Annotated in this window: 15 protein-coding genes; 6 read left to right on the forward strand and 9 right to left on the reverse strand. The window is 58.1% G+C overall.

What is annotated here, in order from left to right:
• Position 1 precedes the first annotated feature (1 nt).
• The 8 genes from tssG to tssA all read right to left on the reverse strand — a co-directional run bounded on the left by tssG (position 2) and on the right by tssA (position 7,978).
• The gene (gene tssG, locus AC2T28_RS21405; RefSeq protein ID WP_486750679.1) at positions 2-1,060 is read right to left on the reverse strand and encodes a type VI secretion system baseplate subunit TssG; all 1,059 of its coding nucleotides are present in this window, start codon (positions 1,058-1,060) and stop codon (positions 2-4) included.
• Complete coding sequence (gene tssF / locus AC2T28_RS21410; protein ID WP_486750680.1) at positions 1,024-2,901, reverse strand: type VI secretion system baseplate subunit TssF; 1,878 nt, start codon at positions 2,899-2,901, stop codon at positions 1,024-1,026. The genes tssG and tssF overlap by 37 nt, the downstream gene beginning before the upstream one ends.
• Positions 2,902-3,399: a type VI secretion system baseplate subunit TssE gene (tssE, locus tag AC2T28_RS21415; protein ID WP_486750681.1), complete on the reverse strand. Its 498-nt coding sequence runs from the start codon at positions 3,397-3,399 to the stop codon at positions 2,902-2,904.
• On the reverse strand, positions 3,392-4,195 hold the full coding sequence (locus AC2T28_RS21420) for a type VI secretion system accessory protein TagJ (protein WP_486750682.1): 804 nt from the start codon (positions 4,193-4,195) through the stop codon (positions 3,392-3,394). The genes tssE and AC2T28_RS21420 overlap by 8 nt, the downstream gene beginning before the upstream one ends.
• 75 nt (positions 4,196-4,270) lie before the next feature.
• Positions 4,271-4,771 (reverse strand): Hcp family type VI secretion system effector, encoded by a 501-nt coding sequence (locus tag AC2T28_RS21425; protein ID WP_486750683.1) that lies wholly within the window; start codon positions 4,769-4,771, stop codon positions 4,271-4,273.
• Positions 4,772-4,836: 65 nt separating this feature from the next.
• A complete protein-coding gene (gene tssC, locus AC2T28_RS21430) occupies positions 4,837-6,330 on the reverse strand; it encodes a type VI secretion system contractile sheath large subunit (RefSeq protein WP_486750684.1) in 1,494 nt (497 codons plus the stop codon).
• Entirely contained in the window at positions 6,330-6,857 is a 528-nt protein-coding gene (gene tssB / locus AC2T28_RS21435; protein WP_486750685.1) for a type VI secretion system contractile sheath small subunit, read from the reverse strand. The genes tssC and tssB overlap by 1 nt, the downstream gene beginning before the upstream one ends.
• Before the next feature lie 68 nt (positions 6,858-6,925).
• Complete coding sequence (tssA, locus tag AC2T28_RS21440) at positions 6,926-7,978, reverse strand: type VI secretion system protein TssA (protein WP_486750686.1); 1,053 nt, start codon at positions 7,976-7,978, stop codon at positions 6,926-6,928.
• 175 nt (positions 7,979-8,153) lie between these two features.
• Here tssA and AC2T28_RS21445 point away from each other — a divergent pair, with 175 nt between their 5' ends.
• From AC2T28_RS21445 to AC2T28_RS21470, 6 genes are all read left to right on the forward strand, one after another.
• Positions 8,154-8,999, forward strand: coding sequence for a hypothetical protein (locus tag AC2T28_RS21445; RefSeq protein ID WP_486750687.1), 846 nt, complete (start codon positions 8,154-8,156; stop codon positions 8,997-8,999).
• Between the two features lie 26 nt (positions 9,000-9,025).
• The gene (locus AC2T28_RS21450) at positions 9,026-9,436 is read left to right on the forward strand and encodes a hypothetical protein (RefSeq protein ID WP_486750688.1); all 411 of its coding nucleotides are present in this window, start codon (positions 9,026-9,028) and stop codon (positions 9,434-9,436) included.
• A 2-nt stretch (positions 9,437-9,438) separates the two neighbouring features.
• Positions 9,439-10,056 carry a MotA/TolQ/ExbB proton channel family protein gene (locus AC2T28_RS21455; protein ID WP_486750689.1) on the forward strand — a complete coding sequence of 206 codons (618 nt, stop codon included), beginning with the start codon at positions 9,439-9,441 and terminating at the stop codon, positions 10,054-10,056.
• A 13-nt stretch (positions 10,057-10,069) separates the two neighbouring features.
• On the forward strand, positions 10,070-10,480 hold the full coding sequence (locus tag AC2T28_RS21460; RefSeq protein ID WP_486750690.1) for an ExbD/TolR family protein: 411 nt from the start codon (positions 10,070-10,072) through the stop codon (positions 10,478-10,480).
• Positions 10,477-10,884 (forward strand): ExbD/TolR family protein, encoded by a 408-nt coding sequence (locus tag AC2T28_RS21465; RefSeq protein WP_486750691.1) that lies wholly within the window; start codon positions 10,477-10,479, stop codon positions 10,882-10,884. Before AC2T28_RS21460 ends, AC2T28_RS21465 begins: the two co-directional genes overlap by 4 nt.
• An 83-nt stretch (positions 10,885-10,967) precedes the next feature.
• Complete coding sequence (locus AC2T28_RS21470; RefSeq protein WP_486750692.1) at positions 10,968-12,473, forward strand: DUF4384 domain-containing protein; 1,506 nt, start codon at positions 10,968-10,970, stop codon at positions 12,471-12,473.
• Between the two features lie 152 nt (positions 12,474-12,625).
• Here AC2T28_RS21470 and AC2T28_RS21475 read toward each other — a convergent pair whose 3' ends face one another.
• Entirely contained in the window at positions 12,626-14,107 is a 1,482-nt protein-coding gene (locus AC2T28_RS21475) for a caspase family protein (RefSeq protein ID WP_486750693.1), read from the reverse strand.
• Positions 14,108-14,139: the final 32 nt, after the last annotated feature.

Below are 14,139 nucleotides of genomic sequence, written 5' to 3' on the forward strand. Positions count from 1 at the left end.
GTCAAATACCTCCCTCTACATCTTTTACCACTGCATCCCCAAGCCCGGGATACAGGTACAAATCACTCACATCTGGGCGCGCGGCATCGGGGTCAGGGCGGCTGCCAATCCAGCTGGTGTGCCCCAAACGTGTGGTCCCACCCAGACTAGAACGCGGCACCTGATCCCCGGCCAGCACCAGGTTCACATCCCAGTCCAGCACATCGCCAACATAAGACCGCACAATAGCGCGCAACCGGGTCAGCGACTCGCCCCCCGGCAACAAGCGCTCATAATCCTTTAGGGTCAGCGGCCCGATACGAAGGCGGAACTTGGCGCTGCGGCTCCAGACCTTTTCGCCGACGCTGGTCGACTGCCCCAGCCCACCGGCCATCCCCAACTGCCAGCGGTCATCCGGTTCTAGCTGAAGCCAACTGCCGATGAATTCCTGCAACTTGACCGGCACGTCGAAAAACGCCGACAGGATTGAAACCAGCCCCTCGGGGTTTCGTGCCCCCTGCCCCAGATGGCCGGCGAAATGCAGCTTGGCCAGATCTGGCATCGCATCGCGGTCCTGCATCTTGTCGCCATGATAGCCCGCCAGCGCCGCCACTTTGCGCGCCAATGGGTCATCGTTGCGGTCAAAGCTCACTGCAGGCTGGCCCTGAGTCCAGGCGCGGTACAGCAGCCCCATCATTCGGTGGGTCAGCATATCGGCAAAGCCCACCAGCGTTGGATCGCGGTGGTTGCGTTTGCGGTCACGGGCGTATTCGGTCAGGTGCAGCGGTAGTGGCCCCTGCGGGCCAAACAGGCCAAAAAACCGGTTGGTCAGGCGGGCAGGCTGATCGCCTTGGGGTGGTTTGAAATCGGCAATGGTGCTGGGAGGAAAGGCCAGTTCGGCCTCTTGTCCCAACCGCACCTTGTCCTCGCGCGGGCGGCGGCTTTCCCCCAAACGTGGCGCATCCCCGTAATGCGCCTCCAACACGCGAAGCGCTTGGAAAACATGGTGTTTTCCAGGGCTCTCGACCAATTGGTCGAAATGGCTCAGATCATCCGGCCTAGACCTGTCTCTGGTCGCCATCTGGCAATTTCCCCGCGTTTTTCCGTTGTCAGAACAGTTTCGGTAAAAGAATTGATGGTCGAATAGCGGCGCAAGAACCGCTCCAGCACTGCCCCCAGCGCATAGATGGTGCTGCCTTCAAAAAAGCTCTCGTCAAAGCCCAGCGTGATCTCTAACCCGCGCACCGCAGTTGAAAGCACTTCGTCGCTCATCCGGCGAACAATGGGCCGGGTTGAGATGGATACGATGCCTTCCAGCTGCTTTTCCGTCACCCGATTGCCCAATGGTGCATAAAGCCCGACTAGCTCGCGCAGGGCCTCGGCTGAATTGCCTTTGCCGGTTTCGGAGACCGAGACATAGTTCAGGCTGAGATGCGAAATCAGCCGCCAGGCGGTATCGCCTTGGGCCAGGGTTGGGCGCGGCCGGGTTGGCGATACTGGCAATGTGATCGAGGTCACAGGCCCACCCTCGGGCAGGTGAAACACATCGGCGTCCCCGGTGGCCAGCAGCAACGGCAAGTCGCGATTGGTGCACAGGGCTTTGATGGCCAACTGTTCCAAGTGTGGCGAGTATGGCGCCTGTTCGCGGTCAACCAGAGTCAGATAGACCTCGGATCCCAGATAGGAACTGCGCACCCCGCGCAGGCGCTCTTTTTCAGACCGCTGCCGCATGCGACGTTTCAAGGTGTAATAGGCAGGAAATGTCTCTCCGGCTGCAGAGAAATCTGTGGAGGAATAAAACGGGCGAAACATCACGTCATCCTCGCCCTCACCGCTGATGCCGGTGACACTGTTCAGGCTGTAAATCTCAAAATCCAAGCCCGCTGTCCGGTTGGGAATGACATGCTGTTCGGTGTCATGCGGCGAGATCTGCACCCGGTCACAGCGCTTTTCAAACAGGTTCACCGCAGGCACCGCATTCAGGGTAAACACCTCAGACGTGACCACCGGGGCAATCTCGCTCATGCCCTCGCGCAGCAGGATATAGATATCCACCTCGGGCCCATCGGCTTTTTCCAGCGCCGGGCGCAAACCCTGCAACTCGACAAAGCGATAGCGCTCGGGCATGGCAAAGAATTCCTGCAGCAGACGATAGCCGTCAAACACCTGCCGGGGCGTCGGCAGCAGGGCCTCGTCGGCTTCGAACCCACGCTGCAGAATTTTGCCATCCGCCAAGGGTAAATGCCAATCGGCGCGACGGTCAGTAGACCGGGCCACCATCCCCTGCACCTGGGTGCACAGCAGCTCAAGCAGTGGCCAGCTGTTCCCTGCCTTGTCACTGAGAAACAGCGTCAGCTTGTCCATCTCCAAATCACGAATGGCCTCGCCGTCACTGCGGCGCAGCCGCAGGCGGATGCCAGCGCGGGCATCAAACCCTGTTGCCACCCCGGCGGCCACCAGCTCGCCGCGCCCATCGATATACGAGGCCTCGGCAATCTCGATCGGCCACATGGTCATGTCAGACGCGGTGCGAAACTCACAAGCCGTCTGCTCGCCTTCGGTCAACCTACTGCGCAGCACCGAATGACGCGGCAGCACATAGCCGCTTTTGACGGCAGAGTTGGTGGGATCCGGCGTAAAGGCAGCAATCATCATTGATGGCGTCGGCGCCAGATAATGCGGATAGATGATTTCCAGCAGGTTCGAAGTGAAGTTCGGATATTGCAACTGCAACTCCAGCTGCACCCGCGCCGACAGAAACGCCACCCCTTCAAGCAAGCGCTCCACATAGGGGTCCAGAACCTCGACGCCTTCCATCCCTAGTCGCGAGGCAATTTTGGGATAGGCGGCAGCAAACTCTCCGCCCATGTCGCGCAGATAGTTCAGCTCGTTTTCATAGTGTTCCAGAAGCCGCGTATCCACCTACAGCCCCCTTTCCACAGCCACTTCGCCGGTGGTCAGGTCAACCTTGCTGCGCAGGTACAGCTCCAGCGGCATCGGCTGCGCCCACATGTCGGCGCGAATATCCAACCCCACGGTCATTTCCGCATCATCCGTGTCACTGCGCAGCAGCACATCAACCGAGCCTTCGATAATACGCGGCTCATATGCTGCGATGGCCAACTCAATCGAGCGCCGGATGGCCTGCGCCTTTTGATCCGTGGAATACTCGCCTGTTACCTCGGACAATCCATAGTTCAGCACCGACCCGGCCACGGTGGGGAATTTCTCGGCATCGAAATGGGATTCAGCGTTATGGGTGTTCAACAACCAAGACAGGTCCCGCTGGATGATTTCACGCAGGCGGTTCAAATCGATGACGCGGGATTCACGCGATTCCTTCAAATCACCCGGCTGCTGATCTGTCAGCCGGTCCAGCAACGAAGGTTGCAGACGTTCGGCGAGTGTTTTGTCAGCCATCACCAGCCTCAACGCCGTCCATTTTCAAGCTGCGCAGATCCATCAGGGCAAAGTCGCCCTGATCCGTGGTCAATAGCCGTTGCCCCAGCCCAACAAATGTCTCGTTCCCAGCATCCCGCCAATCGGTTGCTCGGGCCAGCATCAATGCTGGATCAGCTTTGGGCGAACCAAGGTAACGGGTCGGGATCAGCGCGGCCAACTCGCCACCATTCACCAGTGTCAGTGTGCCAGCAGTCCAAACCGCGTCCCGCAGATCACAGGGTTCTTCGACCTCCAGTACGCCGATTTGGGCAAAGGGCAGCCAATAGTATTTCCCGTTGATGATCACCTCAAGCACCGGGCCCAGCCGCATATCGGCATCGGCGATCCAGTCGAACCGCGCGCCGTTCAACTCTCCGGCACTTGCCGGGGCGCCATCAAAAGCACGGGCGCGCAGCTCGGCAGCCTCGCTTGCCTTACCCTGTGCCAGCAGTTTCTGCGCCTCGATCAACAGGGCCAGCCATTCGTCGGGTTCGCCAAAAATCAGCGGGGATTTCTCACCGGCAAAGACCTTATCCCGGTAGACTTCGCAGATGATCGCCTCGCGATAGGCCTTGGCCATCATTGTGGCGCCTTCATCCAGTTCGGCGCTCAGCTTCAACTGCGCAATTGCGCGCTTCCAATCGCCCAATACACAGAGCAGCTGAAACAGGAAAATGCGCAGCTTGGCATTTGATGGATCAGCGCGCACCAAATCTTGCAGCGCCAGCAATGCGGCACCGGGATCACCGGATTTCAGATGCTCTTCGGGTGTCATCAAAACGCGCTCCACCGTTTAATCCACTAAACCAAAGACTCCGGGCACCTGAGCGCCCGGAGCAGTTGTGCAGGACTATTCGACTTTGCCTGTCTGAACATTCCACTTAAACGTGCCTTCGGTGGTCAGCTTACCGGTTTTCTGATCGGTCGATTTGTACTCGATCTCAATCCCGGCATAGGCCAGCGCCCAAGTTTCTTCGGGAATGCCATCCTCGCTGCTGGACAGGGAATAGCTGTCGATCACAACGTCTTTGAGTTTCCAGATGCAATAGACCAACAGACCTTCGGAGGCGCTGTCACCCGAGCGGCACCAGTGCATGATGATCTCAGGGCGCACAGTGCCGTTTGCCACCGACAGCGCCAGATCATTCGAGGCCTTGCCCATCTGCGACGTCAACTCAAGCTTCCCAAAGTTAGAATTCGCATGCATCCGCTGAGTTGACCCAAGATCGGTCATTTCCACCGCCCGCTCAACATTCCAACTGGCCGATTGCACCACAATCCACTTTTTGTGAGTATCCTCGGTTGCATCACCTTCGACGTCCGATATTTCAACAAACATATTGGCAGCCATTTTCCATTCCTTTCAAAACCAACTACTCGTTACGTCTTGTGCTAGATCAGCCTAAAATTGGCGGATCAGCCTCCTTTTTCCGAGGGCAGCTTGGATACCAACCGCAGCGAGACAGAAAGGCCTTCGAGCTGGTAGTGCGGGCGCAGGAAGAATTTTGAGCTGTAATAGCCCGGATTGCCCTCGACCTCTTCAACTACCACTTCGGCAGCGGCGAGAGGCTTGCGCGCCTTTTCGTTTTCCGAGGAAATCTCGGCGTTGAAATCAACGTAATTGTTGATCCAATCCTGCAGCCAGGTTTCCATCCCCTGGCGGCTTTTGAAGGACCCGACTTTGTCGCGCACCATACATTTCAGGTAATGTGCAAACCGACAGGTGGCGAACAGATAGGGCAGTCGCGCCCCAAGATTGGCGTTCGAGGTTGCGTCGGGATCATCGTATTCGGCCGGTTTGTGAAGCGATTGTGCACCCATGAATGTTGCCACATCGGTGTTTTTGCGGTGTAGCAGCGGCATCATGCCATTCTTCGCCAATTCCGCCTCGCGCCGGTCATCAATGGCAATCTCGGTGGGACATTTCTGATCCACACCACCATCAGTGGTTGGGAAAGTGTGCGAAGGCAGACCTTCCAGTGTACCGCCACTTTCAACGCCACGAATACGCGAGCACCAACCGTAAGATTTGAACGACCGGGTGATATTCATCGCCATGCCATAGGCCGCATTGACCCATGAATAGTGACCACTATCGGCACTGCCGGTGTCTTCTTCAAAGGCAAACTCTTCGATCGGGTCGGTCTTAGACCCATATGGCATCCGCCCCAGGAACCGGGGCATCGCCAGACCGACATATTTGGAATCCTCGCTTTCCCGCAACGACCGCCAGGCGGCATATTCCGGGGTCTGGAAAATCTTGGTCAAATCACGCGGGTTCGACAGTTCCGACCAACTGTCCATCTGGAACAATGTCGGCTTGGCCCCGGTGATCAGCGGCGCATGAGCTGCGGCTGCAATCTTCGACATCTCGCCCAGCAATTCGATATCAGGTGGGGACTGGTCAAAGTGATAATCAGCCACCAACGACCCATAAGGCTCACCGCCCAACTGGCTGAATTCCTCGGTGTAGATCTTCTTGAAGATCGGCGATTGATCCCAGGCGGTGCCTTTGAATTTTTTCAGGGTCTTGTGCATCTCTTTCTTCGAGATCGGCATCACCCGGATTTTCAGCTGTTCATCAGTTTCCGTGTTGTTCACCAGATAATGCAGCCCGCGCCAGGCGCTTTCAATCTGCTGGAACTCTTCGTTGTGCAGCACCAGATTGACCTGTTCGGTCAGCTTTTTATCGATCTCGGCCACAATACTTTCGATCGACCGCAGCGCATCGTCGCTGATTAGCCCCGTATTGGCCAAAGCCTGTTCAGCCAGAGTTTTAACCGCAGATTCTACTGCTGTCTTGGCTTGGTCTGATTTGGGCCGGAATTCCTTTTGCAGCAGGTCGGCAAATTCACTGGAGCCAAAGGCTTCCTCTCCAGCAACGGCTTCCTTTTCGAGTTCGTCCACCATCATTCCCCTCCTTGCTCTTCAGCTTCACTGCTGCCACCCGGCGCCGCCTGCGCCGCGAGGGTTTTTAATAAGCTTGGATCTTGGATGATCTTGGCAATCAGATCTTCGGCCCCGGTTTTACCATCCATATAGGTCATCAGATTGGACAGCTGAGTCCGCGCCTCCAGCAGCTCGCGCAATGGGGCCACCTTCTCGGCAATGGCTGCGGGCTTGAAATCATCCATGCTTTCAAAGGTGATATCGACCGCCAGGTTGCCCTCACCGGTCAGAGTGTTGGGCACGGTGAATGCAGCACGTGGCGCCATCGACTTCATCCGGTCATCAAAATTGTCGACATCAATTTCCAGGAACTTGCGATCCGCGACTGCGGGTTGTTCCACCTCGGATTTGCCAACCAAGTCGCTGACAACACCCATCACAAACGGAAGCTGAACCTTCTTTTCTGCGCCATACAGCTCGACATCATATTCGATCTGAACGCGCGGCGCCCGGTTTCGCGCTATAAACTTCTGAGAACTACCGGCCATTTCGTACTCCTTACTCGTCAAACGTTGCACCGCACGCCCCAAACACACGAGGCAGGCGCGGCCATAACTCAATCGTCGTCGTCAATGCCCCCAATCAATTGAACATTGCTGATACCCTGCGGTGCCATATCATTCATGATGGCCATGAAATCAGCCCCCACCAAACGCTTGGCCCGTTCCAGCAAAATTGGCAGCGGGCTAGAGGGTTCAGCGCGTTGGTAGTAACCAATGATCCGATCCAGTGCGTTGACCACATCCGCAGGCGAATTGATTCCCGCTACGCCGCCAGCCACAACTGCAACCGGAGTCTGCGAAACTTCGCCTCCGGTTTCAGAATCCGTATCGGTATCAGTATCCGGCTCTGCTATCGTCAGGCTGGCATAGTCTGCCAGCCGCTTGGCCATCTGTTGCAGCAATTTGACCAAGGGATTCAAATCAGGCCCCTGCCCCGGTGTCTGTTCATCAAACACCGCAGAAATAGCCGTGACATTTGCGGCTGCGGTTTCAATCGCCGCCAATCGTGCCGCCAGATCATCTTTATCACTATCCTGAAACGCGGCGCTGACAGTCGGGGTATCGGGCACCGTCTCCATATTGGCCGGCGCCGTCATCAAGCCCTCGGCAACTTCGATATCACGCAGTGAAAAACGGCCAAACCCACGACTATCACTAAGCGGCGCACGGCGCAGCGAACGATACACAGGCGACGGGCCAGCCATGTCATCGGGTTGACCACACAGATCCTGCACCGCGTTGATCCGCATGATCGGATCGCCGTCATCTTCATCCAGTTCCGGATGACAGGTTTCCCAAAACTGCTCCAGACAGCCGCGCAAAAATGTTGTTGCGTCTGCAAACCCGGTCAGGCCCTTGGTATGCAGAATGGCATCAGCCATAAAAACAGCCGCGCGAATATCATGGCTGCGCTCCAGCACCGACAGTGCATGTTTTTCAACTTCGCGATAATCCGGATCAGACGCCTCGGTGGTTTCATCGCCCAGCACCACTTCTTCGCCGGGCTGAGCAGCCAGCTCCATTTCCGTAAACGTCGGATCATATTCAAGATTGTCGCCACTTGGGGCGTCATCTTCTTTGGACTGCAGCAGAACAGCCGGATCCATGCAAGCGACCTCCAAAAACACAGGGTCTAAGCAATCCAGACTTTCGTTCTATGGCAAAGTCGCAGCTCAGCCAGGCAAGCAGGATTGCAGTACAATAAACAAAAACTTGACCCCAAGTGAGCCTTATCGTCTTCTTAAAGTCAATTGGTTTCACTGTTTTTGTGAGTGCTAGGTTATGGTTGCTACCCGTGTTCCGGGGGATGAAGTCAAGGCTATGGTGCGCAAAGGCGCCCAAAAACGCATGTGTTTTGGCTTTTGTCTCGATAAAATAAACGACCCCATTTTGATGATCGAGCCGGGCAAAAAACCCGAGGCTTTAGGTGCGCCGATGAAAAAGGCAGGCGGTGGTCCGCCTATGATTTGGGGCACTTATGTGGTGCGATCAGATCAGATGGAGATGATTGTCGAAAAGGTATCGGGCAAGGTCATTACCCAGCTGAAAAAGTTCTTTCGCAAGAACAAGCCCAAGGTAAACGTGCTGTTTTATGACAAGGGCGGCAATCTGCTCGACAGCATGAAACCGGAGAAATCCGAGGCGGTGGTGACCGATGACAAAGTTGCCGATGTCAAGCCGCCCACGGGTAGTGGCAAGGCGGCGCAAGAGCTGGTGAAACGGCTGAAAAAGATTCGCCCCCGCATAGCGCTGGCCCCCGGCAAGCTGGAGATGAAACTGAAACGCGCGGTGGCAAAAGCGGTGAAACTGGTCAATGACGGCAAGCTGCAAGAGGCCGAAACGCTGATCACCATGATCGAAATGGCCCTCGCCAAGATCGGCAAGACTATCGAAAATGCCGAACGCACCCAAAAACGCGCCCAGCAAAGCCGGGACAAGATGTCCCTGGGGGCTGGCGTCAAACGGGCGCAGGGCCTGCGCGCCAGTGTGGCCCGCGCGCCCGGAGCCGCCCGCAGCAAACTGGACCGCGCCGTGCACAAAGCGGCCCGGCTGCTCAAATCCCGAGATCTGAACGGCGCCAACAAAATGATGGATCGAATTGAAAAAGCTCTGATGACCCTGACCTGACAATCACCGCCAAAACGGAGATGCACATGAAATTGAAATCATTGATTTTAGCTACGCTGCTGCCCCTTGCCGCACAGGCCGAAACCGGCCGCCTGGCTGTTGAACTGAACAAGGTCGAAGAGATCGACACAGGCGGATGCCGAGCGTTTTTCTTGTTCCGAAATCAAACAGACAAAAGCTTTGCCGGGTTTGAAATGTCGCTGGCCATTTTGGATGGTCAGGGGGTAATTGATCGGCTGCTCTCGATCGATGCCGCCCCCCTGCCCGTACAGCGCACCACGTTGAAGCTGTTTGAAATCCCCGAGATTGCCTGTGGCAATATCTCGGAAATCCTGTTGCACGATGTAACCTCGTGCCAGCCGCAAAATGAGGAGCAGATGGATTGTTTTCCAATCCTTGATCTGGGCTCCAAAACCGCTGCGCAGTTGGTGAAATAGCGATGACAGGTGTTTGGGAGATGCTTGGCACCGGAGGGCCGGTGATCGCGCTTCTGGCGCTGATGTCATTGCTGTCGCTGACGCTGATCGGGGTCAAGCTGACACAACTTTGGTCCGTCCGCTCGGGCGAGGAAGACCGTGGCCGGGCGCTGCGGCTTTGGCAAAAGGGCGACAGTGACGGGGCCATGGCCACCATCGCCAATGGCGCTGCCCCTGCCGACCGGGTGATGGGCTATGCCATGCATGCGCTCAGCGAGGGCCTTGCCGGCCCCCGGTTGGAAAGCGAACTGATGCGGCGCGGCAATAACGAGATCACCCAGATGAACAGCCTAATCCGGCTGCTGGAGCTGATTGCCATGGTCTCACCTCTGCTGGGGTTGCTGGGCACGGTGCTGGGGATGATCCAGTCGTTTCAGGAGTTGGAACTGGCGCAGGGGGCCGCAAATGCATCCGTTCTGGCCGGCGGGATCTGGCAAGCGTTGCTGACCACCGCCGCCGGGTTGTTGGTGGCCATCCCAGCCGCCATTGCCGCCGGTCTATTTGCCGCCCGCATCGATGGCGCTGCCCAGCTGATCGAAAACGCGGTGGGCCGGTTGTTGCTGGTAAACGAGAGCCGTTAGCGGAGGTTAGCCCATGATCCTCAGGCGGCACAGTCAACCCCGCGCGCTGATCTCGCTGGTGCCAATGATCGACGTGATGCTGATCCTCTTGGTGTTCTTCATGGTCACCTCGACCTATCTGAACCTGGATATAATCCCGGCGCTGCGCCCGTCTGAAGGTGGAAGCTCGCAGGCCCCTGCCCCGCAAGGGACCATGATGGTCCGCCTTGGGGCTGATGGATCGATGGTTGTACGCGGTGCAATTGTCGATCCGGCGGTGTTGGGCCAGCTGTTGTCACAAGAGCTGGCCGAGGAACCACTGATGCAGGTCCTAATATTGCCCTCGGGGGCGGCCCCAACACAGGCACTGATCTCGGTCATGGATGCTGCTGCTAAGGCCGGTGTTCAGCGGTTGCGGGTTTTGCGGCTAGAGGCACGACCATGAGGTTGTCTCGCCCCAAACGCGCCGTCCAGTCAGAAACCATCATCGCGCTGATCGATGTGGTGTTTTTCCTTTTGGTGTTCTTCATGCTGATCGGCCGCATGGATGCCACCGCCCCGTTTGATGTCCGCCCCCCCATGGCCCAAACAGGCAGTGACATGCCCTCTGGAGGGATCACCCTAGCGGTGGCGGCGGATGGCGCATTGGCTTTGGACGGTGATGCCATCGCGCCCGCAATGCTGGACAGTCGGCTGACCGCGCACCTTCTGCAAGACCCGGACCTGCGCCTGCGTATTAACGCCCACCGCGACGCCGAGCTGCGCCATGTGCTGCCCTATGTCACCCAAGCCGAGGCTCTGGGGATTGGCGATGTCGTTTTGGTGGTCACTCCCGAGCGCGACCAATGAAACCCGGCCCCAGCATATGGTTTGGCGGCGTCACTGGCTCGGCACTAACACACTTAGGTTTTGCCGCACTCCTGTTGTGGGCCTTGCAGCCCGATCCAGTCGACCATCAGCCCAGCCCGCAAAGTGAGTTGAAAATGCAGGCCTATCGGGTGCCCCAAAGCCAGGCCGTCCCGCAACAGGCCCAAAGTGACCCTGCCGCCCAAACCGAAGCCCGCGGAGAAGGTCTGGCCGCAGGGGCTGTGCCGCACTCAAGTGCAAACCCCATTTCGCCTCAAGGATCTCGGGTTGAGCAAATACAGCCAGAGGGCGCAGCATTGACGGCGGCGCTTGCCCCATCACCACAGGCAGAACCTGTTGAAGCACAGATGAACAAGCTCTCCCAAAGTCCTGCGTCATCGGAGAAATTATCGGCTGCACCCCAACCCGCGCTGCAAACTGCGGCTCAGACCGCCGTGCCTGTTACACAAGCCTCGGCTACGATCCAACCAGCCCCAGTGGCACTGGCCTCTGCCGCCCCTCCGCTCAGCCTGGCCCCGCCAACATCGCCCGCTGCCGAGTCGGTTGTGCCGGCTGTGTTCAACAGCACCCCAGCCCCCCAACAACCGCCAGAAGCTCCAGACCTAACCGAAACCGAGGCCACGGCAACTGCTGCTCACCAATCCCAACCAGACAGCATCCCCAGCGCTGTGCAAAACCCGGACAGCACGGTCGTGAGCCAACAGCGCCCTACCCCAGTAGCGGCTGCGCCGTCAGAACCAGAAGTGCCCCATATCACAGCCGCTCTGGCGTTCTCTGGCAAAGGCAGCGGTCAGGCTGATCCGGTCTCACTCGCGGCCTTTCAAAGCTTTATGATTCCCGGCGATGTTGCGGCCTCAGGAGATCCCCTGCGTGATGGGGTTACCGGCATCTTGGCGGCGGTGCCCTGTTCACGTTTGCAGGTGCAATTTGACCCGGATACCGCCACCCTGAACCTGCGCGGCCATCTGCCCGAGGACGGGCTGCGCGCCCCAGTGCTGGCAGCCCTGCAGGCGCAGATGGGGCCGGATATTGTGGTTTCGGACCAGATGAAGCTCCTGCCCCGCCCCCAATGCGGCGCGCTGGCCGGGATTGCAGATGTTGGGCTACCACAAAGCACCGATCAAATCACCAATCCGCTGCTAATCGGCGCCGACACCCACGCGCGGGTGCTGGATTACTCCCAAGGCGACCCGATGTTTTTTGACCTCACGGCACCGGATTATGATGCCTATGTCTATGTCGACTATTTTGATGCGGGCGGCGCTGTGCTGCATCTGTCTCCCAATGACAGAGTACCCCTGACGCTGTCGACGGCACAAAGCCGGTTGCGGGTTGGGGCCAAAAACCCCGGCGATCCTGGTTTACAAATTGTTGTGGGGCCGCCCTATGGCCAGGAAATCGCGGTTGCTTATGCCGCCTCGCACCCCTTGTATCCAGAATTACGACCAATCAGCGAGGAGGCCGCGCCCTATTTAGCGTGGCTGTCCCAACAGGTGGCCAAAGCCCGTGTGACCTATCCAGACTTCAAGGGGGAATGGGTCTATTTCTTTGTCTCAACCTCAGCCCGTTAACCCAAATGCTCCCGCGCCCACAGGTGCACCAGCTCTGCTGGTCCCCCTTGGCGGCCTTGGGCGTGGCACCGCGCTTGCGCGGTGCCACGCCCAACTGGAGGCGCTTTCGCCAGAAAGCAAACGACGGGCGGGAGAGTTTGGAAGTTGGGCGCTTATTGGCAGCCGCCTGTGGCCCAGCTTTTCAGCGCCCGTTTCATGACACCGCCAAAGGGGTGCTGTTTGGTCAGGGACCGCTGCATGGTGAGGCTCAGATAGGCATTTGCCTGAGTGCACAACCTTTCGCGATTCCATTGGTGACAGTTGGAACAAGTCTGATCCTTCCAATAGGCCTCGGGCAGGCCTTCGACCGGGGGAAAGACCGGGGATCCAGTGATCAGCTCAGCCAAGGATTTACCCGCAACGGGTTCAAGCTCGGACTCCAGTGGGCTGGCAAAGGTAACCGGGCCAGCTTCTGGCAGCTTGGGCGTAGGCTGACTGGGGGGCTCGACAACCGCTACGTCCTCTTCTCCGCCAGCGAGTGGATCGGTGCTGGTCCCCTGCCCCAGCGACACCACTTCGGCTCGCGCCATTTCTGCGTAGGTGCCATTGGGATAGCTCTGCAAATATGCCTCGTAAGCCGCGATACTGCCATCAGCCTGAGCCGCCTGGATCAGGGCGTTTTCGGCTTCACTTGGCGGCGGTGTTGGGGTCGCCGTGGCGGGGGCCAGTTCCAACTCCATTACCTCGGCCAGCAGCGACCGGGCCTGACCTGCAAATTCACCATCGGGATAGCCGCGCAGAAACAGCGTGAGCTGCACCGGATCTCGCGTTGCTTTGACGGTTTCCCAAACCTGCTGTTCGCTGGACGAGGCAGCAGTGGGTTCTGGCGGTTTTTCAACAAACAGGAAATCACTGGTCAAGGAAGAGGCATCCCAAGGCGTCTGCAATCCATTGCTTTGCTTGAGAACCGCGCGGCGCACCTGTTTGAACAATTGTTCGACAGGTTGCCCTGGCACTGCGATATGCTCCACAACGGCTTGGGTAAAGGGGCTGTTCTGCCCTAGCCCGTCCAGTGCCACCCCGCCCGGTGCCGTTGCATAGGCCAAAAAGGTGCCCGTGGGCGCCTTCATTTCAGCTAGACCATTGTCGTTCAGCTCGGGGATTTCGCTGAACGGGTTGTTGCGACAGGCATCCAGGATCACGATATTGGTGCGGTTGCGGGCCGAGGCCATCTGGCGCAGCACCGACTGAGCCTCGACCGCGACAAGGTCCAGATCAGCCGCATCCGACAGCGACACATCGACGGGCAGAAGATAGTTGTTGCCAAAGCTCTGCACCCCGTGGCCGGCATAGTAGAACAGCCCGGTGGCGTCGCCACCCGCCTTGCGCAGCTCGCGGCCAAACTGGGCGATGGCCCGTTTCATTTCAATCTGGGTGGCGTCCCTGAGCATGGTCACTTGAAACCCAACCTGTTCCAGCGCGCTGCGCATCAGATCGGCATCGTGCACTGGATTGTCTAACGGGGACACGGCCCCATAGGCGGAGTTGCCAAAGATTAGCGCCAAACGGTCTTCGGCCTTGGCGCTTTGCCCCCAGCCCAAGGGCAAGGCGACGCATAGCAACAGGATCCGACAGATCATCCAAAACCGTTTCACGGGCAACTCTCCAACCAAACAAATATCCGCCG

This window comes from Parasedimentitalea nitratireducens, assembly GCF_057444295.1.